This is a genomic window from Nocardioides secundeburneus, from assembly GCF_039939255.1.
Lineage (GTDB): Bacteria > Actinomycetota > Actinomycetes > Propionibacteriales > Nocardioidaceae > Nocardioides.
Genome location: NZ_JBDUUE010000003.1, coordinates 55,726 through 78,763 on the forward strand (window position 1 = coordinate 55,726; position 23,038 = coordinate 78,763).

The 23,038-nt window shown below is 73.8% G+C and carries 23 protein-coding genes; 9 read left to right on the plus strand and 14 right to left on the minus strand.

Going from position 1 to position 23,038, the window contains the following annotated elements; genetic code table 11:
* Window position 1: 1 nt before the first annotated feature.
* On the minus strand, window positions 2–1,201 hold the full coding sequence (locus ABFT23_RS08395) for an MFS transporter (RefSeq protein WP_347894140.1): 1,200 nt from the start codon (window positions 1,199–1,201) through the stop codon (window positions 2–4).
* A gap of 6 nt (window positions 1,202–1,207) precedes the next feature.
* A complete protein-coding gene (locus tag ABFT23_RS08400) occupies window positions 1,208–1,921 on the minus strand; it encodes a GntR family transcriptional regulator (RefSeq protein WP_347894142.1) in 714 nt (237 codons plus the stop codon).
* A gap of 139 nt (window positions 1,922–2,060) precedes the next feature.
* Here ABFT23_RS08400 and ABFT23_RS08405 point away from each other — a divergent pair, with 139 nt between their 5' ends.
* From ABFT23_RS08405 to ABFT23_RS08435, 7 genes are read left to right on the plus strand one after another with little or no spacing between them, the layout of a single operon-like run.
* Window positions 2,061–3,386, plus strand: coding sequence for an MmgE/PrpD family protein (locus ABFT23_RS08405; protein WP_347894144.1), 1,326 nt, complete (start codon window positions 2,061–2,063; stop codon window positions 3,384–3,386).
* A gap of 37 nt (window positions 3,387–3,423) precedes the next feature.
* Window positions 3,424–4,578, plus strand: a complete 1,155-nt coding sequence (locus ABFT23_RS08410; protein ID WP_347894146.1) for an acyl-CoA dehydrogenase family protein — start codon at window positions 3,424–3,426, stop codon at window positions 4,576–4,578.
* The gene (locus tag ABFT23_RS08415) at window positions 4,575–5,981 is read left to right on the plus strand and encodes an MmgE/PrpD family protein (protein WP_347894148.1); all 1,407 of its coding nucleotides are present in this window, start codon (window positions 4,575–4,577) and stop codon (window positions 5,979–5,981) included. The genes ABFT23_RS08410 and ABFT23_RS08415 overlap by 4 nt, the downstream gene beginning before the upstream one ends.
* Window positions 5,978–8,194, plus strand: coding sequence for an acetate--CoA ligase family protein (locus ABFT23_RS08420; protein ID WP_347894150.1), 2,217 nt, complete (start codon window positions 5,978–5,980; stop codon window positions 8,192–8,194). Before ABFT23_RS08415 ends, ABFT23_RS08420 begins: the two co-directional genes overlap by 4 nt.
* A complete protein-coding gene (locus ABFT23_RS08425; protein WP_347894152.1) occupies window positions 8,191–9,306 on the plus strand; it encodes an ABC transporter ATP-binding protein in 1,116 nt (371 codons plus the stop codon). The genes ABFT23_RS08420 and ABFT23_RS08425 overlap by 4 nt, the downstream gene beginning before the upstream one ends.
* A gap of 1 nt (window position 9,307) precedes the next feature.
* Window positions 9,308–11,071 (plus strand): ABC transporter permease, encoded by a 1,764-nt coding sequence (locus tag ABFT23_RS08430; protein WP_347894154.1) that lies wholly within the window; start codon window positions 9,308–9,310, stop codon window positions 11,069–11,071.
* Window positions 11,072–11,090: 19 nt separating this feature from the next.
* The gene (locus ABFT23_RS08435; protein ID WP_347894156.1) at window positions 11,091–12,254 is read left to right on the plus strand and encodes an ABC transporter substrate-binding protein; all 1,164 of its coding nucleotides are present in this window, start codon (window positions 11,091–11,093) and stop codon (window positions 12,252–12,254) included.
* Here ABFT23_RS08435 and ABFT23_RS08440 read toward each other — a convergent pair.
* Entirely contained in the window at window positions 12,251–12,805 is a 555-nt protein-coding gene (locus tag ABFT23_RS08440; protein ID WP_347894158.1) for a TetR/AcrR family transcriptional regulator, read from the minus strand. The two genes, ABFT23_RS08435 and ABFT23_RS08440, sit on opposite strands and share 4 nt — an antisense overlap.
* A gap of 83 nt (window positions 12,806–12,888) precedes the next feature.
* Here ABFT23_RS08440 and ABFT23_RS08445 point away from each other — a divergent pair, with 83 nt between their 5' ends.
* The gene (locus tag ABFT23_RS08445) at window positions 12,889–13,611 is read left to right on the plus strand and encodes an SDR family oxidoreductase (RefSeq protein ID WP_347894160.1); all 723 of its coding nucleotides are present in this window, start codon (window positions 12,889–12,891) and stop codon (window positions 13,609–13,611) included.
* 19 nt (window positions 13,612–13,630) lie between these two features.
* Here ABFT23_RS08445 and ABFT23_RS08450 read toward each other — a convergent pair whose 3' ends face one another.
* The 8 genes from ABFT23_RS08450 to ABFT23_RS08485 form a co-directional block, all read right to left on the minus strand.
* A complete protein-coding gene (locus ABFT23_RS08450) occupies window positions 13,631–14,107 on the minus strand; it encodes a MaoC family dehydratase (protein ID WP_347894162.1) in 477 nt (158 codons plus the stop codon).
* Window positions 14,104–15,321, minus strand: a complete 1,218-nt coding sequence (locus tag ABFT23_RS08455) for an acetyl-CoA C-acetyltransferase (protein ID WP_347894164.1) — start codon at window positions 15,319–15,321, stop codon at window positions 14,104–14,106. Before ABFT23_RS08455 ends, ABFT23_RS08450 begins: the two co-directional genes overlap by 4 nt.
* Window positions 15,318–16,127 carry an FAS1-like dehydratase domain-containing protein gene (locus tag ABFT23_RS08460; RefSeq protein WP_347894166.1) on the minus strand — a complete coding sequence of 270 codons (810 nt, stop codon included), beginning with the start codon at window positions 16,125–16,127 and terminating at the stop codon, window positions 15,318–15,320. Before ABFT23_RS08460 ends, ABFT23_RS08455 begins: the two co-directional genes overlap by 4 nt.
* A complete protein-coding gene (fabG, locus tag ABFT23_RS08465; protein ID WP_347894168.1) occupies window positions 16,124–16,867 on the minus strand; it encodes a 3-oxoacyl-ACP reductase FabG in 744 nt (247 codons plus the stop codon). The genes ABFT23_RS08460 and fabG overlap by 4 nt, the downstream gene beginning before the upstream one ends.
* The gene (locus tag ABFT23_RS08470) at window positions 16,864–17,691 is read right to left on the minus strand and encodes an HpcH/HpaI aldolase/citrate lyase family protein (protein ID WP_347894170.1); all 828 of its coding nucleotides are present in this window, start codon (window positions 17,689–17,691) and stop codon (window positions 16,864–16,866) included. Before ABFT23_RS08470 ends, fabG begins: the two co-directional genes overlap by 4 nt.
* Window positions 17,691–18,911, minus strand: coding sequence for a CoA transferase (locus tag ABFT23_RS08475; protein ID WP_347894172.1), 1,221 nt, complete (start codon window positions 18,909–18,911; stop codon window positions 17,691–17,693). Before ABFT23_RS08475 ends, ABFT23_RS08470 begins: the two co-directional genes overlap by 1 nt.
* Window positions 18,908–19,672 (minus strand): enoyl-CoA hydratase/isomerase family protein, encoded by a 765-nt coding sequence (locus ABFT23_RS08480; protein WP_347894173.1) that lies wholly within the window; start codon window positions 19,670–19,672, stop codon window positions 18,908–18,910. Before ABFT23_RS08480 ends, ABFT23_RS08475 begins: the two co-directional genes overlap by 4 nt.
* A 66-nt stretch (window positions 19,673–19,738) precedes the next feature.
* Entirely contained in the window at window positions 19,739–20,611 is an 873-nt protein-coding gene (locus ABFT23_RS08485; protein WP_347894175.1) for a LysR family transcriptional regulator, read from the minus strand.
* Window positions 20,612–20,694: 83 nt separating this feature from the next.
* Here ABFT23_RS08485 and ABFT23_RS08490 point away from each other — a divergent pair, with 83 nt between their 5' ends.
* Window positions 20,695–21,603, plus strand: a complete 909-nt coding sequence (locus ABFT23_RS08490; protein ID WP_347894177.1) for an EamA family transporter — start codon at window positions 20,695–20,697, stop codon at window positions 21,601–21,603.
* A 7-nt stretch (window positions 21,604–21,610) separates the two neighbouring features.
* Here ABFT23_RS08490 and ABFT23_RS08495 read toward each other — a convergent pair whose 3' ends face one another.
* From ABFT23_RS08495 to ABFT23_RS08505, 3 genes are all read right to left on the minus strand, one after another.
* Window positions 21,611–21,853 (minus strand): hypothetical protein, encoded by a 243-nt coding sequence (locus ABFT23_RS08495; RefSeq protein ID WP_347894179.1) that lies wholly within the window; start codon window positions 21,851–21,853, stop codon window positions 21,611–21,613.
* Window positions 21,854–21,920: 67 nt separating this feature from the next.
* Complete coding sequence (locus tag ABFT23_RS08500) at window positions 21,921–22,097, minus strand: hypothetical protein (protein WP_347894181.1); 177 nt, start codon at window positions 22,095–22,097, stop codon at window positions 21,921–21,923.
* Between the two features lie 34 nt (window positions 22,098–22,131).
* Complete coding sequence (locus ABFT23_RS08505; protein WP_347894183.1) at window positions 22,132–23,013, minus strand: serine hydrolase domain-containing protein; 882 nt, start codon at window positions 23,011–23,013, stop codon at window positions 22,132–22,134.
* Between the last annotated feature and the right edge of the window lie 25 nt (window positions 23,014–23,038).

Here is a 23,038-nt window from a genome sequence, read left to right on the forward strand (position 1 = left end):
GCTACGTCGGCGCGCCGAGGTCCCGGGTCGAGCGCGCGGTGCACGCCGCCGACGTCATCAGGAGCAGGCCACAGGCCACGAAGACGGCGCCCACGCCGGTGAGCCCGGCCAGCCCGCCGGCGGTGACCGGGACGACGACCTGCCCGATCCGGTTGCCGGCGAGGCGGATGGACAGGGCGGCGGCGCGGTTGCTCGGGTCGGCGACGGTCGTGACCCACGACATCGTCAGGGGCTGGCCGAGTCCCCAGAAGAAGCCCACCACGAGCATGAACACCGTCAGCAGGGCGACGTTCGAGGTCAGCGGGAGCAGTAGCATCGGAACCGACGACGCGAGCGTGGCCGAGACGAGCAGCCAGCGCCGCGGGAAGGTGCGCAGCAGCCAGGGCATGGTGGCACGCGAGATCACCGAGGTCACCGTGCGGGCGGTGAGCAGGAACGTCACGGTGCCGACGCTGAGCCCCATCTGCTGTCCGAGCACCGGCAGGTAGGCCATGAGGAGGTCCATGCCGGTCAGCACGGTGAGGCTGGAGTAGATGGCTGGGCGCATGCCGCGCGTGCCGAGGATGGCGAGCGTCGACTGCTGGTTGCCGGCGTGGTCGCTGCGGCTCACGCGCTCGGTGACGGCAGGGCGGAACACGTAGGCGAGCGGGACGGCGAGCGTGGCCAGGGCCGCCATGACGAGCAGGGCCGGGGTGGTGGCGACGTGGTTCGCGTCGCTCGAGCCGGAGTTGGTCAGCGTGGCGACGACACCGGCGATCGGGAAGCCGAGCAGCTGGCCGGTCGAGACGCCGAGGGTGAGCTGGCCGAACCGGCCGTCGATCTTGTCCGGTGGCGACCACAGCGGGATCAGGCTCTGGCACGCCACGGTGTGCAGCATCTGGCCCAGACCGAGGAGCGCGCTGGCGATCGCCAGCACCGCCAAGCCCGGGCTGAGGGCGGCGGCGACGACGGCCAGCACCGTGAGGACGAGCCCCCACCGCACGAGCAGGAGGCCGCGGCCGCGGTCGACCGCTCGACCGATCTGCAGCGCGACGGCCAGGGGGAGCAGCGCGAACGCCGCGGTGATCACGCCGACGGCGAGCGCGTCACCGCCGAGCGCGAGCGCGCGGTAGGAGATGAGCGTGCGCACCCCGCTCAGGACGGCGTGCGAGAGCAGCGTGACGAGGACGAGGCAGACGAACCAGGAGGGGCGGCGGGTCACCTGGGCTCAGGAGGCTTCGACGTCGGACGCCGGCGCTGCCGCCTGAGCCGGGGCGGCGCCCGTCGCGCGGAGGTCGTCGCTGGTCTGGCGCAGCTCCCAGGCGTGCATGACGTGGCGCGACATGGCCTCGCGGGCGGCCGGGCCGTCGCGTCGGGCCAGCGCGTCGAGGATCTCGGTGTGGTCGTGGTCGAGCGCGGAGCTGAACGACGTCACGCCCCACAGGGTCACCGAGGGCTTGAAGCGCGCCCAGAGCAGCTGGATGCACTCGATGACGATGGGGGAGGTGCCGGCGTAGATCGAGAAGTGCAGCTCCTTGTTGAGCAGCGACAAGGTCGTGGGGTCGACTCCGTCGCGGGTCGCCTCGATGAGGCGTTCGTTGGCCGCGACGATGCGCGCGTGGTCGGCGTCGCTCATGCGCTCGACGGCGAGCTCGCAGGCGAAGCCCTCCATCTCCGAGCGCATGCGGTAGAGGTCGTGCGCCATCTCGGGGGTGAAGTCGCGCACCGTGGCCCCGCGGTGCGAGGTGTAGTCGATGGTGCCGTCGGCGGCCAGGATGCGCAGCGCCTCGCGCACAGGCGTCGGGCTCACGCCGTAGCGCTTGGCGATCGCGGTCTGGCGCAGCTGGTCGCCGGGGTTGATGACGCCGGCGTCGAGATCGGCCTTCAGCCGCTCGAGGACGTAGGCCGTCCGACTCTGGGGCAGCCCGTCGCTCGCGCTCATGATCGGCACGCTAGCACCGATTCCACTTTCGATGGTCCACCGAAAAGATTCTATAGAATCTATTGACCGGGGCGAGCAGGTCTGTTTGCCTGAGTGGCACACATCACGTGACCCGCATCACCTCGACGGAAGGACCCGGATGTCGTTCGGATGGCGCGAGCTGTCGCCGGAGCACCAGGAGCAGCTGCGGTTGCTGGTCGTCGACGCCCTCGGGCTCGCCGCGGCCGGCTCGGCCAACGCCGACGCGCAACGGGTGCTCACCGGTCTGTCGGCCCTGGCCCCCGGCCCGGTCGCCGTGCCCTGGACGACGCACCGGCTCGCCGCCCCGCAGGCCGCGACCGCGCTCTCGACCCTGATCCACGCCTGGGACTTCGACGACACCCACGACGACGCGGTCGTGCACACCTCGACGGTCGTCGTGCCGACGGCGCTGGCCGCGGCCGCGGTCGGCCCGGTGGGCTCGGGCGCCGCGGTGCTCGACGGCATCGCGACCGGCGTCCAGGTGCTCTCGCGGCTGGCGGGCGCCACCGGCCCGCGGCCCGGCGTCATCCGCACGGCCGGGCTCGGCGCGCCGGCCGCGGCCGCCACCGCCGCGACCGTGTGGGGCCTCCCGAACGTCGAGAGTGGCGCGGCCCTCGCGGTCGGGGGCGCGATGGCGCCGACGACCCGCCAGGCCGTCGTCGACGGGTCGGTCGCCAAGCGCCTCCAGCCGGGCCTCGTGGCCGCGCACGGACTCACGGCCGCCGCGCTCGCCCGCGCCGGCGTCGCCGGTCCGAGCGGCTGGCTGGGCGGCGAGTTCGGCATCCTGCCCGGCAGCGACCTCACCTTCGCCGAGATGCGCGACGGCGACGTCGAGCTCGACCGGATCGCGCTCAAGCCCTACCCGGCCTGCCGCTACGGCCACGCCGCCATCGCCGCCGCCGAGATGCTGCACGCCGACCACCCCGACTGGGCCCGCGTGGAGCGCGTGGTGGCCCACCTGCCAGCCGGCGACGGCTACGCCCTGGTGGCGCGACCCTACGAGGACCGCGGCGCACCGCTCGTCGACGCCCAGTTCTCGCTGCCCTGGCAGGTCGCGGCCCTGTGGGTGACCGGGCGCTACTCGCTCGCCACCCTGGTCGACGACCTCGGCCGCCCCGACATCGCCGCGGCCGCCGCCCGGGTCGAGGTCCGCCAGGACCTGCCGCCGAGCACCGTCATGTCCGGCGCCGTCGTCGACCTGCACCTGAGCGACGGCCGCACCGTCACCCGCGACGCGGCCATGCCCGGCGGCGGCGAGCACCGCCTCGACCGCGACACCCACGCCCGCAAGCTCGCCGGCTGCCTCGAGGTCGCCGGCGTCGACGAGCCCGCTGCGACCGCCGACCGGCTGTGGCGCCTCGTCGACGACCTGCCCGACCTCTCCGGACCCGAGCTCACCGCCGCGCTCGCGCACCTCGGCCGTCCCGTGGCCGTCCCGGCCTGATCACCCCACCACAGAAGAGAAGGAAGTCACCCACTCCATGGACTTCAGCCTGACGCCCGAGCAGACCTCCCTCGTCGAGTCCGTCTCCAAGCTCGCCGAGCGCGAGTTCGGCGAGCGCGCCTTCACCCGCACCGAGTTCGCCTGGGACAGCCTCAAGGTGCTGGCCGAGCACGACCTGACCGGCCTGACGCTGCCGGTCGAGCTCGGCGGCCAGGGCGCCTCGCTGCTCGACGCGGTGCTGGTGATGATGGCGATCACCAAGGTGTGCCCGCACAGCGCCGACGCCCTGCAGGCCAGCAACTTCGGCGCCATCCGCCAGGTCGCGAAGTTCGGCTCCGACCACGTGAAGAACGAGGTGCTGCCGCTGTTCCTGTCCGGCGAGGCGCTGGTCACCGCGGGCATGAGCGAGCCCGACGCCGGCAGCGCGCTCACCGAGCTGCGCACGACCGCCCGCTACGACGGCGACCACGTCGTCCTCAACGGCCAGAAGATCTGGAACTCCCACGGACCCGACGCCACCCACTCGGTCGTGTGGTGCCGCTTCGGGCCGTCGTCGCGCGAGATCGGCGCCGTCCTGGTGCCCTTCGACGCGCCCGGGTTCAGCCGCGGCAAGCGCGAGCTGCACATGTCGGGGGAGTCGCACTGCCAGCTGTTCTTCGACGAGTGTCGCGTGCCCAAGGAGTACGTGCTCGCCGACAGCGGCGCCCTGAAGAAGATGCTCTCGATCTTCGGCGTCGAGCGGATGGGCAACGCCTCCCGCGCGCTCGCGATCTCCGAGCGTGCCTACGAGATGGCCGTCGAGCACGCCCAGACCCGCAAGTCGTTCGGCAAGGACCTGTGCGAGTTCCAGGGTCTGCAGTGGAAGTTCGCCGACATGAAGGTGCGCCTCGACGCCGCCAAGCTGCTGCTCTTCCGGGCCGTGGCCAACGCCGACGCCGGCACCCCCGACGCCACCGAGGCCGCGATGGCCAAGCTCTTCGCCAACGAGACCGCGTTCGCCGTGGCCAACGACGCGCTGCAGATGTTCGGCGCCTCCGGCTACAGCCAGGAGTTCCCGCTGGAGTACATCGTGCGCCGCACGCGTGGCTGGATGATCGCCGGCGGCTCGGTCGAGATCCTGCGCAACACGATCGCCGGCTCGATCTTCAACCGCCGCTTCGACCAGCGCGCCGGGGCGGTGGCGGCCAAGTGACCGCCACCGACACCCGCCCCGCCCTCGACGCCGGCCTCGACGGCGCCACCGACGCACTCGTCGCGTGGACCGTCGCCGCCCGGACGACTCCGCTGCCGGCCGAGGTCGAGCACCACGTGCGCCGGCTGCTCGTCGACTACGTCGCCGCCGTCGTGCCCGGCTCGCGCACCCAGCCCGCGCAGGCCGTCGCCGGCCACGTCGCCACGTCGTACGGTGCCGCTCCCGGCAGCGGCGCGACCGCCGTCGGCCTCGGGCGCGTCTCGGCGCCCGGCGCCGCGCTGCTCAACGGCACCAGCTGCCACAGCCTCGAGGTCGACGACGGCTACACGCCCGGCTCGGTGCACCCGACGTCGGTCGCCTTCCCGGCGGTGCTCGCCGAGGCCGAGGCGCTCGGCAGCGACACCGAGACCACCGTGCGCGCCCTCGCGGTCGGCCACGAGGCCGTCTCGCGCCTCGCCGCCGCGGGCCACCCGGCCACCTGGCGCAACCACTTCCACAACACCCCGCTCGCCGGCGTCGTCGGCGCCACCTGCGGCGTCGCCGTCCTGCACGGCCTCGACGAGGACACCCTGCACCACGCCCTCGGCATCGCGGCCTCGCACGCCGGCGGCCTGTTCGCCTTCCTCGGCCAGTCCGCCGAGGTCAAGCGGATGCACCCCGGCAAGGCGGCCCGCGACGCCGTCGCCAGCGTCGAGCTCGCCGTCGCCGGACTCACCGGTCCGCGCGCGATCATCGAGGCCAAGCACGGCTACGTCGAGGCGTTCGCCGCCGACGGGTTCGACGTCGAGCGGCTGCTCGGCGGGCTCGGCGAGCGGTGGGTGATGCTCGACTCCTACGTCAAGCCCTACCCGTCGTGCCGCCACCTGCACGGGCCGATCGACGCCGTCCTGGCGCTCAAGAGGGACGGCGTCAGCGCCGCCGACGTCGCCTCCGTCGACGTCGCGACCTACACGGTCGCCTCGCACCACGCCAGCACCGAGGTCGACTCGCTGCTCGACGCCCAGATGTCGATCCCGTTCGCGATCGCCACCACCCTCGTGCACGACGAGGTCGGGCTGACCGAGTTCGACGACGCGGCGCGACTCGACCCTGCCGTCCGGTCGCTGGTCGAGCGCGTCACGGTGCGCGCCGACGCCCAGGCCGACGCCGACTACCCGACGCTGCGCACCGCCGTCGTGACCCTGCGGCTCACCGACGGCCGCGAGGTCGTCGAGCGGGTACCGGTGCCCTACGGCGAGCCGGGCAACCCGGTGAGCGACGAGGAGATGACCGCCAAGATGGTGCGCCTGTGCGGACCCGTGATCGGGGCCGACGCCGCCCGGAGCCTGGCCGACGACCTGTGGGCCTTCACGTCCCTCGACGTGGTCGCCCACGTCGACGAGCACTGCCGAGGTGTCGCATGACCCAGCTGACCGATCGTCCCGACGCCGCCGACCGCCTCACGCTCGGCGCGGCGATCCTCGCCCCCCGCTCGGTGGCCATCGTCGGCGCCTCCGACGACGCCCGCAAGACCACCGCCCGGCCGTTGACGTTCCTGCGCGAGGCCGGTTTCACCGGTCGCGTCTACCCGGTCAACCCCCGCCGCGAGACCGTGCTCGGCGAGAAGGCGTGGCCGAGCATCGCGTCGCTGCCCGAGGTGCCCGACCACGTGTTCGTCGTCGCCGACACCTCGCTCGTCGTCGACGCCGTGCGGGCCTGCGGCGAGGCCGGCGTCCCGCTGGTCACCGTGCTCTCCGGCGGCTTCGGCGAGGGCGGCCCGGAGGGCCAGGAGCGGCTGTGCGAGCTGCTCGCCGTCGCGGCCGAGCACGGCGTACGGGTGCTCGGCCCCAACAGCATCGGCGTCGTCAACCCTCGCGAGGGCCTCATGCTCACCGCCAACGCCGCCTTCGGCGAGCCCGACGTGCCGGTCGGTCGCTCGTTCGTGGCCTCGCAGTCGGGCAGCGTGATCGGTGCCCTCATGACCCGCGCCAAGGCCCGCGGGCTCGGCTTCGCCGGGTTCGTCTCGACCGGCTCGGAGGTCGACCTCACGCTCGGCGAGATCTGCGCCGCCACCCTCGACGACCCCGAGATCGAGTCGTACACCCTGTTCGTGGAGTCCATGGAGAACGCCGCCTCGCTGGCCGCGTTCGCCCGCGAGGCGGCACGCCGCGAGAAGCCGGTCACCGTCTACAAGCTCGGCCGCAGCGACGCCGCCGCCGCACTGTCGGTCTCGCACACCGGCGCCCTCGCCGGCGAGGACGACGAGGCCGACGCCTTCTTCCGGGCCTGCGGGTTCGCCCGTGTCGACAACTTCGAGGCCCTCATCGAGGCCGAGGCGCTGCAGCGCCGGGTGGGTCCGCCGTCCGCGGCGACCATCGCCGGGCGGGTCGCCGTCATCACCTCCACCGGCGGCGGTGCCGCGATCCTGGTCGACCAGCTCGAGACCCGCGGCGTGCGCGTCGCCCGCCCGAGCAGCGCCGTCTTCGAGGGCCTCGCCGCGCTCGGGCTCGACGTCGCCGACAACCTCATCGTCGACCTCACGCTGGCCGGCACCCGCCACGACCTCGTGCTCGGTGCGCTCGACGTGCTCGGCTCGAGCGGCGAGTTCGACCTGGTGCTGTTCGTCATCGGCTCCTCGGCGCGGCTCAACCCCGAGCTCGCCGTCCGCGCGATCGCCGAGTCGGCCGACGGCCCCGTGCCACTCGCCGCCTGGGCACTGCCCGACGCGCTCGCGTCGCTGAGCATGCTCAACGACGCCTGCGTCCCCGCGTTCCGGACGTCGGAGGCGTGCGCCGAGGCCGTCGCGGCCACGCTGGCCCGCCGTCCGGTCGACCCCGCCCGGCTCGACGCGCTCGCCGCCTCGCAGCCGCACGGCGAGACCGGCCACGACGACGCGACCTCCGAGACGCTCGACGAGGCCACCTCGGCCGAGCTGCTCGCCACCGTCGGGCTCGGCTTCCCGGCCGCGACGACGTGTGGCCCCGACGCCGACCCCGCCGACCCGCCCGCCTACCCGGTGGTCGTCAAGGCGCTCTCGGAGCACCTGCCGCACAAGTCCGACGCCGGCGCCGTCGTCCTCGACGTGCAGGACGACGCCGGGCTGGCCGGGGCCGTGCGCACCATCACCGACAACGTCGCCCGCCACGCGCCGTCGGTCGCGCTCGAGCGGTTCCTCGTGCAGGAGCAGGTCGGCGACACGGTCGTCGAGGCCCTGGTCGGCTACCGCGTCAGCCCGACGGTCGGGCCGCTGGTGCTGCTCGCGGCCGGTGGCGTGCACACCGAGCTCTACGGCGACTCGAGCCTGCGGCTCGCCCCGGTCTCGCTCGACGAGGCCAGGGAGATGATCGGCGAGGTCACCGCGATGCGCATCGCGCAGGGCTTCCGCGGCGGCCCGGCCGGCGACCTCGATGCGCTCGCCGAGGCGGTCGTCGCGGTCTCGCGGCTCGCCGTCGAGCACCCCGACGTGCTGGAGGCCGAGGCCAACCCCGTCGCCGTCCGGCCCGGTGGGGTCACCGCACTCGACGCGCTCGTGCGCCGACGAACCGGCACCCCACCCGTTGCACCGACCGACCAGGCTGACCGGCAAGGTGAGTCAGGACACACCCGTTCGAGGAAGCAGGGACCGTCATGGACGTGAACATCGAGGACCTCAGCCTGAGCTACGGGGACTTCACCGCGGTCGACCGGCTCTCGCTCCACATCGCCGACGGCGAGTCGCTGGTCCTGCTCGGGCAGTCGGGCTGCGGCAAGACGAGCACCATGCGGTGCGTCGCCGGCCTCGAGGACCCGAGCGGCGGCTCGATCTCGATCGGCGGCACCCCCGTCTTCGACGCCGGGGCCGGGCTCAACGTGGCCCCGAACCGGCGCAAGGTCGGCCTGGTCTTCCAGTCCTACGCCGTCTGGCCGCACATGACCGTGCTGGAGAACGTCGGCTTCCCGCTGCGGATGAAGAAGCTGCCCAAGCAGCAGGTCCGCACCAAGGCCCTCGAGACGCTGGAGCTCGTGGGTCTCGCCCAGCACGCCGACAAGGGCGCGAGCATGCTCTCCGGCGGCCAGATGCAGCGCGTCGCCCTCGCGCGCAGCCTGGCCATGGAGCCCGACGTGCTGCTGCTCGACGAGCCGTTGTCGAACCTCGACGCCCGGCTGCGCGAGGACCTCCGGGTCGAGCTGCGCCGGCTCCAGCTCGAGCTCGGTCTCACCTCGATCTACGTCACCCACGACCAGGGAGAGGCACTCGCCCTGGCTGATCGGATCGCGATCATGCAGGGCGGCCGCATCCGCCAGCTCGCCGACCCCGTCGACACCTACCGCCACCCGGCCTCCGCCTCGATCGCGGCCTTCCTCGGCGTGGCCAACATCTTCGAGGTCGCCACGCCGGCGGCCGGCGACCGACGTCTCGCGATGGTCGACCACCCGGTCGAGGTCGCCGTCGACGCGGCGCTGCCCGCCGGCGAGCACCTCAGCGTGTGCATCCGTCCCGAGCACGTGCACCTGGCGCTCGACGAGCCGAGCGCGACGGCCGCCACGGTGAACACCTGGCCCGGGACGGTCGAGGTCAGCGTGTTCCAGGGCAGCTTCGCCCGCTGCTCGGTGCGCCTCGACGCCGGACCGCTCATCGAGGTCCAGACGCACGACGACGCCGCGAGCACCCTGCGGCAGAAGGACCGTGTGCACGTCTCGATCGACCCCCAGCACGTGCAGGTCCTGCCGCGCGAGGTCACCTCCGCGACCCTGGGTCAGGCGGCCTGACATGGCGCTGCTCGAACGGACCGAGGTGGCGCCGCCGCCGCCCGAACCCGCCGCCAAGCCCGCGGCCGGCGTCGTCGGCGCCCGGCGCCGGTTCCTGCCGACCGGCGTCCTGCTGGCCCTGCTCGCCGTCCTGGTGCTGCTGCCGGCCGGGCTGGTGCTGCTCGCGGCCTTCACCGGTCGGGTGCCCCGGCCCGGCAACGTCAGCTTCGACCTGACCGTCGTCAACTTCTCGATCTTCGCCGAGCCCGAGGTGCTGCGGGCGTTCGTGAACTCGCTGCTCCTCGCGGTGCTCGCGACGCTGCTGGCCGTGTGCATCGGCGGCGGGCTCGCGTTCCTCGCGGCACGCAGCAACATCCCGATGCGACGCTTCGTCTACCTCGTCGGCCTGATGCCGCTGTTCCTGCCGTCGTACGTCGGCGCGCTGGCCTGGTCGATCCTGGCCAGCCCGTTCGCGGGCCTGCTCAACATCGCCCAGCGCGACCTCGGGATGTCGATCCCGATCAACGCCTACTCGATGCCCGGGCTGGTGTTCGTGTTCGCGGTCTACTACTCGCCGTACACCTTCCTGCTGGTCCACGGGGCGATGTCGATGATGAACCCCGACCTCGAGGAGGCTGCGCGCGTGCACGGCGCGAGCTCGGGCCGGATGCTGCGACGCGTGTCGTTCCCGCTCGCCACGCCGGCCATCGTCGGCTCGGCCATCCTCACGTTCACGCTGATCTTCGAGAACTTCCCGGTGGCGCAGGTGCTCGGCACGCCCGGCGGCGTCGACACCCTGCCCACCTTCATCTTCCGCCTGCTCAACGCGACCCCGTCGCGCGGCAACGAGAGCGCGGCGATCGCCGTGGTGCTCGTCTCGATCGTCGTCCTCGTGACGTGGTGGCAGCACCGCGTGCTCGCCAAGCGCAGCTACACCACCGTGACCGGCAAGGGCGTGCGTGCCCGCCGGGTATCGCTCGGCCGCGCCCGCCTGCCGCTCTTCGCGCTGGTCGTGCTGTTCTTCCTGCTCTCGATCGTGCTGCCGATCCTGGCGCTGGTGATCACCGCCGGGCAGACCTCGCCCTACACGAGCTCGATCTCCGACTTCTGGGCCCCGGGCGGTCTCGACTTCACCTCGTTCACCGACGTGCTGGCCGACGACGTCTTCCGCTCCGCGGCGCAGAACAGCATCGTGGTCTCGCTGGCCGCCGCGGCCATCGGCACCCTGCTGGCGTTCGTGTCGGCCTACGTCACCTACCGCACCAAGGCGTCGGGGCGCGGCCTCGTCGAGGCGGTCTCGATGGTGCCGCTCGCGATCCCCGCCGTGGTGCTCGGCATGGGTCTGCTCTGGACCTGGCTGGTGATGCCGATCCCGCTCTACGGCACCCTCGCGCTGATGGTGGTGGCGTTCCTCGCCGTCCAGACGCCGCAGGGCTTCCGCGGGGTCGCCTCCTCGATCCTCGCCGCCGACCGTGACCTCGAGGACTCCGCGGTCATGCACGGGGCCCGACGGACCCGCGCGATTCGGGCGATCACCGTGCCCCTCATGCGCACGGGCCTGCTGTCGACCTTCGTGCTGCTGCTCATGCTGAGCATGCGCGAGCTGACCGTCCCGCTGTTCCTCTACACCAGCGACACCACCATCCTCTCGATCGCGATCTACGACTCGTTCGAGAACGGCGGCGCGCTGCGCGAGGCCGCGGCCATGAGCGTCATCTACACCGCGTTCATGTTCGTGCTGTCCTCGCTGCCGCGCCTGCTCGACCGACGTCGCGCGCGCTCGTGACCGGCAAGGGAGCCGACACATGAAGACCAGTCCCGTCACCACCCGCAACCAGCGAGCAGTGCTCGCGATCGCCGCGGCCGCGCTCGTCGCGACCGGCCTGAGCGGCTGCGGCGGCGAGTCGTCCGCGGCCTCGCCCACCGAGGTCGCCAACGAGATGCTCGCCCTGCCCCCGGTCGACGACGCCGACGGACTCGTCATCGACGGCGAGCGCGTCGCGTCGCGCGAGCTCCTCGCCGCGGCGCGCGAGGAGGGCTCGGTGAGCTGGTACACCGGCTCGGGCGCCGAGAGCGCCGAGCTGACCGCGGCCCGGTTCGAGGCCGAGACGGGGGTCGGCGTCGACGTCACGAGGCTGCCCTCCGGCAAGCTCTCCGAGCGCGTGCTGTCCGAGGCCGGCGCGGGCCGGCTCGGCGCCGGCGTCGTGCTCGTCACCGACCCCGCGATCGCCGAGGAGATGGCCGACAGCGGGGTCTTCTCCCGCTACGAGGTGCCGGGCTACGACGCCGTCTCCGACATGGACGGCGTCGTGTGGGACGACGGGCTCTACTACACGCCCTACTACTCGGCGTACTCGTTCGCCTACAACGAGGCCGCCCTCGACGAGCTCGGCATGGAGCCGCCCGCGACGTGGGAGGACCTGCTCGACGACACCTGGGAGAACCGGATCGGCATCGTCAGCGCCGGCGCCGGCGGCACCGTGCAGGGGCTCGCCCAGTTCCAGGAGGAGCAGCTCGGTGACGACTACTGGCAGGGCCTGGAGGACCTCAACCCGCGCATCTTCGACACGACCTCGCCGCAGCTCGAGGCGCTGGCCCGCGGCGAGATCCTGGTCGCGACCGCGGGCTTCAACAGCACCTACGGCGCCGAGGAGTCCGGCTCGCCGGTGCGGCTCGTCGTGCCCGAGAAGGGCGTGTCCGGCACCTACAACATGCAGGGCCTGACGACGACCGGCGCGCGGAGCCCGGCGGCCCAGCTGTTCATGAACTGGACGATGTCGCAGGCCGGGCAGCGCTTCGCCGCCGCGCAGGGCTTCGTCGGTGCCCGCACCGACGTCGAGCAGGTGCCCACCGGCGACTACCAGCTGCCGGCCGCCGACGACCCGTCGTTCGTGGTCTACACCCCGGAGGACGCGCGCGAGCTCGGCACCGACATCGTCGCGCGGTGGAACAAGACGTTCGGCTACTAGGCCGGGCTCGGGAAGGCCTTCATCGCGGTCGCGGCGATCGCCGTGAGGTCGTCGAGCGTGCCACCGTCGCGGGCGCACCCCGACATGCCGCGCAGCACCGCGACCAGGAACGTCGCGAGCTGCTCGGCGTCGGTTCCGGGGGGCAGGTCGCCGTCCCGCCGACCCCGGTCGATCCGGTCGCGGAGGCGGCGGCGGACCTCGTCGCGCTGGACGGCGAGCAGCGGCTCGGAGAGCATCAGGCAGCCCAGCGGCGTCGTGGGATCGGCGTGGACGCGGGCGGTGTCGTCGAACATCCGCTGCACCGCCTCGCGCGCGGTGGGCAGGGCCAGGGCCTGGTCGAGACCCTCGCAGGTGCGCGCGAAGTAGGTCGCCGAGGCCTCCTCGAACAGTCGCTGCTTGTCGCCGAAGGCGGCGTAGAGGCTCGGTGGCGAGACCCCCATGGCTGCGGTGAGGGTGCTGATGGACGTCGCCTCGTACCCGTCGCGCCAGAAGTGCTCGACGGCGGCCTGCAGGGCCGCGTCGCGGTCGAAGCTGCGAGGTCGTCCGGCCATTGCCCCAGCATAACGTAGCGATCACTATCGAATGTGCTACGGTCGTATCTATTCATAGTGATCACTACAGAATGGGGTACGTCATGGAGCTGGACGGTGCGGTCGCACTCGTCACCGGAGCCAACCGGGGCATCGGCGCCGAGCTCGTACGGCAGCTGCTCGAGCGCGGTGCCGGCAAGGTCTACGCGGCGGCGCGGGAGGCGGGCTCGGTCGTGGCGCGTGACGGCGTCGTCCCGATCGGGCTCGACGTCACCGACGCGCGTCAGGTCGAGGCCGCCGCGCGGGCGGCGGGCGACGTCCAGGTCGTCGTCAACAACGCCGGCATCTCGACCGGGACCCCGCTGCTGTCGGGCGACGAGGCGGCGATCCGCCGCGAGCTCGACACGAACTTCTACGGTCCGCTGCTGGTGACGCGTGCCTTCGCCCCGGTGCTGGCGTCCAACGGCGGCGGTGCCGTGGTCAACATCCTCTCGGCGCTGTCCTGGTTCACCGCACCCGGCGCCGGCGCCTACGCGGCCTCGAAGGCGGCCGCGTGGATGCTCACCGACAGCACCCGGGTGGAGCTCGCGGCGCAGGGCACCCACGTCGTCGGCGTGCACATGGGTCTCGTCGACACCGACATGTCGCGAGGCATGGACGCGCCGAAGCTGACGGTGGCCGACCTCGCTGCCGCTGCACTCGACGCCGTCGGGTCCGGGGCCCAGGAGGTGCTGGCCGACGACTGGGCCCGCTCGGTCAAGGCCGGTCTGTCGCTCGCCCCCGAGCAGCGCTACGCGCAGATCCTCGGAGCCCTGTCCGCCCGCTGACGGCCCACCGGGCGCAGCGTCAGCCGCCGAGCAGCACGAGCGACATCTTCCGCACCACGCAGGCCGGCCGGTCGGCGTCCTCGAGCTCGACGACGAAGTCGATCGGCACGAGCACCGAGGCCTCGCGCTCCTCGAGCGCGGCGATGGTGCACCGCAGCCGGAGCCGCGAGCCGACCGGCACCGGCGTCGGGAACCGGACCCGGTCGAGGCCGTAGTTCAGCCGGGCCGAGCCGAGCGTGAAGGTGTAGAGGTCGGCGGCGAGGCCGGAGACGAGCGACAGCGTCAGGTAGCCGTGGGCGATCGTGGCGCCGTACGGGCCGGCGGCGGCGCGCTCCTGGTCGACGTGGATCCACTGGTGGTCGTCCGTGGCCCGCGCGAACGTGTCGATGCGGTCCTGGTCGACGCGCAGCCACGGGCCCGGTCCGAGCTCGACGCCGACGGCGGCCTCGAGGTCGGCGATCGAGTCGATGACCAGCGGGCCGGTCGTGGCGGTCATGCGACCCGCTCGACGACGGCCGCGAGGCCCTGGCCGCCGCCGATGCACATCGTCACCAGGCCGTAGCGGCCCTCGCGGCGGTGCAGCTCGCGTGCGAGGGTGCCGACGAGCCGGGCGCCGGTCGCCCCGACGGGGTGGCCCAGGGAGATGCCGGAGCCGTGCGGGTTGACCCGCTCGTCGGCCGGGTCGATGCGCCACTCGCGCAGGACGGCGAGGGCCTGCGCGGCGAAGGCCTCGTTGAGCTCGATGAGGTCGAGGTCGTCCATCGTGATCCCGGCCCGAGCGAGGGCGAGCGCCGTCGCCGGCACCGGCCCGATGCCCATCGTCCGCGGCGGGACGCCGGCCACGGCCCACGACACGACGCGCACCAGCGGTCGGAGGCCGAGCTCGTCGGCGCGGGCGGGGGAGGCGACCAGGCACAGGGCGGCCGCGTCGTTCTGCCCGCTCGAGTTGCCGGCGGTGACGGTGGCGTCGTCGAGCTGGCGGCCCATGATCGGTCGGAGCCCGGCGAGCGTCTCGAGCGAGGTGTCACGACGGGGGTGCTCGTCGGTGTCGACCACGGTGACGGCGCCACGGCGTCCGGGCACCTCGACCGGCACGATCTCCTCGGCGAACAGGCCGGCGTCCTGCGCGGCGACCGCGCGCCGGTGCGAGTCGACGGCGAGCTCGTCCTGCTCCTCGCGGCCGATGCCGTACTCGCGGCGCAGGTTCTCGGCCGTCTCGATCATGCCGCCCGGCACCGGGTAGTCGGGCCCCCCGGCGGTCTCCCGCGCCCGCACGAGCGCGTCGTGCATGACCATGCCGCCGCGGGCCGCACCCCAGCGGGCGTCGGTGGTGTAGAACGGCACGTTGCTCATCGACTCGGCGCCGCCGGCGACGACGAGCGAGGCCGCGCCGGTCTGCACCGTCATGGCGGCGTTGAGCACGGCCTGCAGCCCCGAGCCGCAGCGGCGGTCGAGCTGCTGGCCGGGCACGGTGACGGGCAGCCCCGCGGTCAGGGCGACGACGCGCCCGATGGCCGGGGCCTCGCTGTTGGGGTTGCAGTGCCCGAGCACGACGTCGTCGACGCCCTCGCCGGGGATGCCCGTGCGTGCGACGAGCTCGCGCAGCACCGCGACGCCGAGATCGACGGCGGTGAGCGGCTTCAGCGAGCCGCCGTAGCCGCCGATCGGGGTGCGCAGCGGCTCGCAGATGACGGCGTCGGTGGCGTTCATTGGTCTCCTAGACGAAGCGTGGCGTGGGTGCCGGCGGACGAGTGGACGGTGGCGGACCGGTCGTCGAGGCTGATCTCGGCGGGCTCGCCGCAGAACAGCGGCGCGGTCCCGCGATGCTCCAGCATCGCGCCGCTCGACCCGGCGCGGCGCAGCGCCTCGCCGAGCACGAGCGCGAGCAGCGGTCCGTGGACGACGAGGCCGGGGTAGCCCTCCTCGCGGGTGGCGTAGGGCCAGTCGGTGTGGATGCGGTGCGGGTTGGCCGTGAGCGCGCTGAACCGGGCCAGCAGGCCGGGGTCGGTGCGCAGCGTCGAGCCGTCGAGCAGCCGGGTGGCCTGGCCGGCCACCACCGGCTCCGGCGGGGACGGGAGCGGTGGGCGCGGGCCGGCGTAGACGAGGTGCTGCACCTCGGTCAGCAACGGCGAGTCGTCGACCGAGCGCACCTCGACCGTGAGGTCGAGCAGGACCAGGAAACCGCTGCGGCCCTCGCGCTCGCGGGGCTCGCCGGCCGACGTCGTCACGGTGACCTCGGCCCCGACCGGTACCGGGGCGTGCGTGGTCAGCCGGCCGCCGCCGAACATCCGGCGCGGCAGGTCGATCTCGGGGACGACGCCCGTGCCGCGCCGCGGGTGCCCGTCGGGGCCGAGCGTGTCGGTCGCCGGCCACCGGGACAGCGCGACCCAGTGCCACAGCGCCGGCAGCGGTGCCCCGGGGCTCGTGTCGACGTCGCTGCCGAGCAGGTCGGCCAGCGCGGCGACGGCGACCGGGTCGACGACCCGCGAGACCGTCTCGGAGCGGGCCGAGCTCACATGAACCGCCCGCCGGTGACCTCGGCGACGGTGCCGGTCATGTACGACGACAGCGACGAGGCGTAGAACAGCGCCACCCCGGCGACCTCGTCGACCTCGCCGACGCGCTGCATCGGGATCTCGGACATCTTCTGGTCCCACGCCTTCTGCGGCATCGCCTCGGTCATCGCCGACCGGATGAGCCCGGGCTGGATCGCGTTGACCCGCACGCCGTGGTGCGCCATCTCCTTGGCCGCCGCCTTCGTCAGCCCGACGATGCCGGCCTTCGCGGCGGAGTAGTTGGTCTGGCCGACCATGCCGACCTTGCCCGAGAGCGAGGAGATGTTGACGATCGCGCCGCTCTTCTCGCCCCTCATGTGGGCCGCGGCCAGCCGGGTGCCGTTCCACGTGCCCTTGAGGTGCACCTGCACGACGAGGTCGAAGTCGTCCTCGCTCATGGTGCGCATCGTGGCGTCGCGGGTGATGCCGGCGTTGTTGACGAAGACGTCGAGCGAGCCGTAGGTCGCCACGGCGGCCTCGACCAGGCCCTGCACCTGGTCGGCCTCGACGACGTCGCAGCGGACGCCGGTGGCGACGTCCGGCCCGCCGAGCTCCTTCGCCGCAGCCTCGGCGGCGGCCTCGTCGAGGTCGCCGAGGACGACGCGGGCGCCGTGCTCGACGTAGGTGCGCGCGATCGCGAGGCCGATGCCCTGGGCACCTCCGGTGACGACGGCGGTCTGGCCGGTGAGCAGCTGGGTCATGCGAGTCCTTCCGGTGCGGGATGGGGGTGGTCGAGGATCCGGCGGGCGCGCTCGACGACCGGACGGTCGACCATGCGCCCGTCGAGCACGGTGACCGCGTCGGTGCCCCTGGTGTCTGCGGCCGCGACGACGCGCCGGGCCCAGGCCACGTCGTCCGGCGACGGCGCGAGGGCGGCTGCGGCGAGGGTCACCTGGCGGGGGTGGATGCACAGCTTGCCGCCGAGGCCGAGGCTCCGGGCGTGGCGGACGTCGTCGGTGAGCCGGGCGTCGTCGGTGACGTCGACGGTGACGCCGTCGATGGGCGGGGCGAGCCCGGCGGCGGCGGAGGCCAGCACGAGAGCGCTGCGGGCCGCGGTCATCGCGGTGCGGTCGTCGGGGTCGACGCCGAGCTCGGCGGCGAGGTCGAGGTGGCCGAGGGCGAGGCGGGTGACGGCGCAGGAGGCGGCCACCGCCGGCGCGGCGAGGACGCCGCGCGCCGTCTCGACCAGCGCGACCACGGGGCACGGGACCAGGGCCTCGGCCGCCGCGGCGTCGTCGGCCTTCGCCAGCAGCACCGCGCACCGGTGCGCGCGGACCAGGTCGGCGTCGAGCGGGTGGTCGGGCGTGCCGGCGGCGTTGACCCGGACGGCGACCGGGGCCGTCGGTGCCCGTCCCAGCAGGGCTGCCACGTGCTCGCGCGCGGTCGCCCGGCGTCCGGGGTCGACGGCGTCCTCGAGGTCGACGACCACCAGGTCGGCGCCCGAGGCCAGCGCGGTGTCGAACCGATCGGGCCGGTCGCCCGGCACGAAGAGCGCCGTGCGCACCGCGGCGAGGTCGACCGGCATCAGGCCGCACCCCGAGTGGCGTCGACCGAGACGACGCCGTCGGCGACGAGACGGCCGATCTCGGCCGAGGTGAGCCCGAGGCGTTCACCGAGCACGTGCTCGGTGTCGGCGCCCAGGCTCGGTGCCGGCTCGGGCGCGACGACCGACTCCGACCAGCGCAGTGCGCTGCCGGTGGCGAGCATCGCTCCGACGCCGGGTTGCTGCACCTCCTCGGCCAGCTCCGACGTCGTCCGGGCCGACGCGGCGGCCTCGGCCATCGAGCGGTACGGGCCCCACAGCACCCGGGCCCGGTCGAGGTCGGCCTCGAGCACGGCCAGGGTGCGGGCGGAGAACCACGGGCGCAGGATCGAGGCGATCGTCTCGCGCAGCTCGTAGCGCGCGGACTCCTCACGCAGGTCGACGCCCAGCGCCTGCTCGAGCGCCTCGAAGACCGGGCCGGTCGAGGTGACCTCGCACAACGCGCGCCACTGGCCCTCGGTCAGGGCCACGACCATCACCCGGTGCCCGTCGGCGGAGGCGAAGTCGGTGCCGAACGAGCCGAACACGTGGTTGCCGATCGCCGGTCGGGGCCCGGCCGACTCGGCCTCGGAGAGCCAGCCCAGCGCCCCGACGGCCGAGAGCGCGATGTCGGACAGCGCCAGGTCGATCTGGGCCCCCTCGCCGGTGCGGTCGCGCTGCGTGACCGCGGCCAGCAGCCCGACGGCGGCGGTCGAGCCGGTCAGCAGGTCCCAGGCCGGCAGCACGTGGTTGACCGGCTCGACGGCGGACGGCCCGGTCATGCCGGGGACGCCGACCGCGGCGTTGACCGTGTAGTCGACGGCCGGTCGACCGTCGGGGAAGCCGAGCACGTGCAGCGAGATCGCGTCGGGGCGCAGCGCCGTCAGGTCGGTGTGGCGCACGCGGTGGCGGCCGACCAGGTTGTCGACGAAGATGCCGGCGCCGGGCCCCGGACGGGTCGCGAGCGCCAGGAGCAGCTCACGGCCCCGGGGCGTGCGGTAGTCGAGGGTCACCGACCTCTTGCCCTTGTTGAGGTTCGCCCAGTAGAGGCTCGCCCCGCTCGGGGCGAGGGGCCAGCGCAGGTGGTCGCTGCCGCCCCCCGGCAGGTCGACGCGGACGACGTCGGCGCCGAGCTGGGCGAGGCCGAGCCCGCACGAGGGTCCGGCGACGAAGGTGGCGCACTCGACGACCTGCAGGTGGTCGAGGGGGGAGGTGGGGTTCATCGGAAGGAGGGCTCCCGTCGCTCGAGGAAGGCGGCGCGACCCTCGCGGGACTCGGCGCCGTGGCCGGCCAGCGCGACGGCCGTGCGCTCGGCGGTGAGGAAGTCGGCCAGCTCGCCGGTGCGTCCTCGCGTGGCGAGCGACTTGGTGAGGGCGTTGGTCTCGCGGGCGCCCCCGGCGAGCCGGCCGGCCAGCTCGGCCGCGGTGTCGGTGGCCAGGCCGGCGGGGGAGAGGTGCGAGACGAGGCCGGCCGCGTGGGCATCGGGCGCGGTGAGGCGCTCGCCCAGGTAGAGGTGGCGGGCGGCGCGCTGGTGTCCGAGCCGTCGTGGCAGGTGGTAGGCCGTGGAGGCGTCGGCGGCCAGGCCGCGGGCCGCGAAGGGCGCGGCGAACCAGGCGTCGTCGGCGGCGACCACCAGGTCGCAGGCGAGGACGACGCCCCAGGCCGCCCCGATGGCGTAGCCCTCGACCGCCGCGACGACGAGCACGTCGCTCCCGGTGAAGGCCTGGATGACCTCGTGCACCAGCCGGAGCCGACCGGCCGCACCCTGCAGGCCGTCGGCCGCCGTCGGCATCGAGCTGACGTCGCCGCCGGAGGAGAAGTGGACCGGCCCGCCGGTGACGACGAGGGCGGCGTCGCCGCGTCGCTCGGCACCGCGGAGCGCATCGAGCAGCGCCTCCAGCGTCGCCGCGTCGAGCGCGTTGCGACGCTCGGGCCGGTCGATGCGGAACGTCGTCACGCCGTCCGAGACCGTGGTGGCTTCCATAGTCTATAGAATGTAGAGCACCGCCCGACGTGTGTCGACCGCCACCCTCGGATGGAGAGTCCGTCGTCAGGCCGACGTCAGGTGGTCGAGCACCGCCCGCAGCGGCGCCCACCGGTCGCGGCCGCGACGGGTGACGGCGTGGGCGCGCAGCTCGAGGCCGGGGGAGTCGAGGTCGAGCAGCCTGACGCCGTCGCGCGGGGTGCGTTCGGTCGGCAGCAGCGCGACGCCGCGGCCGGCGACGACGAGGTCCTCGACCAACGAGAGCGAGTCGATGCGGTGGGTGACGCGGGGCTCGAACCCGGCGATCGAGGCGAGGGTGCGTAGGGCGTCCTCGTCGGCACTGTTGCGGGAGTTCACGATCCACGCGCTCTCGGCGTAGGCGGCGACCGGGTGGGCGGCGGTGCGCACGTCGTCGCTCGGCACGCCGAGGCCCCAGGGCGTCGTCCAGAGCGGGACGGCGACGACATCGCTGCGCCACGACAGCGGGGCGAGGTCGTAGTCGTAGACGAGAGCCAGGTCGATGGCGTCGCGCTCGAGGAGGTCGAAGGCCTCCCACGGCTCGTGCTCGAGCACCAGCACCTCGACGCCGGGGTGGACGTCGGCGAGGGTGTCGAGGGCCGGCACCAGCGAGCGACGGACGGCGGTGGCGAACCCGGCCACCCGCACGGTGCCCTGCGGCTCGGCGTCGGGGTCGAGGTCGCGACGGGCCGCGTCGACGGCGGCCAGGATGCCGACGGCGTGCTCGGACAGGCGGCGACCGGCCGGGGTGAGGCGGACGCGTCGTCCGTGGGGCTCGACGAGCGGCGTGCCGACGTCGCGGGCGAGCGCGGCGATCGCCTGGGAGACGTTGGAGGTCGTGGTGCCGACCTCGGCGGCGACCTCGGCCATCGAGCCGTGGCGGGAGAGCTCGTGCAGGAGCCGGAGGCGGCGGACGTCCATGACCCCATCATGCTGGATCGCTGAACGAACTGTGCAGCAATGTCACGTGGACGCGGACGGTCGGATGCGGGTTCACTTCCGGGGTGATCTCACCGCAGCTGTCTCCCGCCCGTGCCGGCGTCTCGATGGCCGTCGCCTCGATGCTCTGCGTGCAGCTCGGGCTCGCCGTCTCCGTCGGCCTCATCGACGACGTCGGAGCCGGCGGCGCGGCGTGGCTGCGACTGTTCTGGGCCGGGGTGCTGCTCCTCGTGCTCGTGCGGCCCCGGCGGTCCTGGTACGACCGCGAGACGGTGGTCGCCGCGACGGCGCTGGGCGTCGTGACCGCCGGCGTGACCCTGCTGTTCATGGGCGCCGTCGAGCGCCTGCCGCTCGGCACCGCCAGCGCCCTGGAGTTCCTCGGCCCGCTCGGCGTCGCGATCGCACGCAGCCGGGGAGCGGGACGTGGGTGGGCGCTCGTCGCCGCCTGCGGCGTCCTGCTGCTCACCCAGCCGTGGACCGGCGCCGCCGACCCGGTCGGCGTGGCCTCCGCCCTGGCGGCCGCGTGCTGCTGGGCGGCCTACATCGTGCTGACGCAACGGGTCGGCGACTCCGCCGGCGGCGTCCGGGGCCTGGCGATCTCGATGCCGGTCGCGGCCGTGGTCGCCTCGGTCGTGGCCGGTCCGGGCGTCGTCGACCAGCTCACCCCCGAGCTGCTCCTCGCCGGCGTCGGGCTCGCCGTCCTGCTGCCCGTGGTGCCGTTCACACTCGAGATGCTCGCCCTGCGGCGCCTCTCGACGGGTGCCTTCGGCACCCTGATGGCCCTCGAGCCGGCCTTCGCCCTCGGCATCGGCTTCGCCGCGCTGCACCAGGTGCCCAACGGCCTGGCGGTGCTCGGCGTGGCCTTCGTCGTCGCGGCCGGCATCGGCACCGAGCGGCACGGCGCCGACCGGGTGCCGGAGTCCGGCGACGTCACCCTCGACGTCGCCGTGGCCGGCGGCCTGCCGCCGCGCTGACCGGCGCTCAGGCGAGGTGGCCGAGCGTGACGAGCGCGCCGCCGGCGATGGCCAGTCCCAACAACACGACGGCGGTCTGGAAGACCAGGTCGTGCTGGTCGGCGGGATGCTCGTGCTCGCGGTAGCGGTGCTGCCAGCTGTAGAGCACGCGCCACTGCGAGCGGGGCGCGGCGATGCCCCACAGTGCCAGGAGCAGCAGGACGCCGAACGGAGACAGCAGCCAGGGGAGGCTCTCGGGAACGTTCCGCACGGGCAGGATGCTAGGCGCTGGTCTCGCCGTCGTCAGGTCTGGCGGGCCCGTCGGGTCGCCGCGTCGCTCATCGCCGGCCGCGGAGGGTGAGCCCGCCACCGAGGGCGAGCGCGACGAAGACGATCGCGACCAGCAGGAAGACCGAGGTAGGGGAGTCGAAGCTCACCGCGACGACGACGGCGAGGACGACGGCGATCGCGCACACGACGAGCGCGGCAGGGGTGGTGCTCTTGGAGGAGGCCATGGCCGACCATAGGTCGGGCCCAGCGCTCCTCACGTCACCCCTCGGCGCCCGCCGCCACCGCGTGCACGACCCGCTCGGCCATCAGGTCGGCGCCGGCGTGGTCGTCGGCGGTCACCGTGACGACGGCGACGGCGTCGTCGACGAAGACGACGAGCTGGCCGTGGGCACCGTGCAACCGCCAGCCGGCACCCGGCCCGCCCCAGGCGCCGAGGGAGTAGCGCGCGTAGACCGGGGACGCCTCGCGAGAGGTCCACTCCGTGCGCAGGGCGGCCGGCCAGCGGGCCGACACGAGGCGCTCGCCGTCCCACGTGCCGTCGTCGCGGATCAACCGGCCGATGCGGGCGAGCTCCGCGGCACGCAGGTGCAGGCCCTCGCCGGCGGCGACGAACCCGAGCGGACAGCGGTCCCACGTAGTGTCGTCGATGCCGAGGGGCGCGAGCAGCCGGCGCGCCACGAAGGCGTGGACGTCGCCCACGACCGCCGCGAGCACGCGCATCGCCGTGTAGGTGCTGGCGTTGGAGTACTGGAACACCCGCCCCGACGACGGCCGCCCGAGGTACTCGACGGCGAGGTCGGGCCAGTCGGTGAGCAGCGTCGGCGTCCACGGCAGGTCGATGCCGCTCGTCATGGCCAGCAGGTGCCGCGTGGTGACGGCGTCGACGCCGTCGCCGAGGACGACGTGCGGCAGGTAGGTCGTCACCGGCGCGTCGACGTCGAGCACGCCGTCGTCGCTCGCGACGCCGACGGCGAGCGTGCACACGGCCTTCGCGGCCGAGTGGATGTCGCGGCGGACGTCGGGGCTCCAGTGGTGCACGGCCACGTCGTCGCCCACCAGCACGTGGACGGCGTGCGCGCCGAAGCCGTCGTCGTCGGCGGCGCGGACGACGCGCTCGAGGACCTGGCGGGCACGGGACACGGGGCCAGTCTGCTGTGGTCGGGAT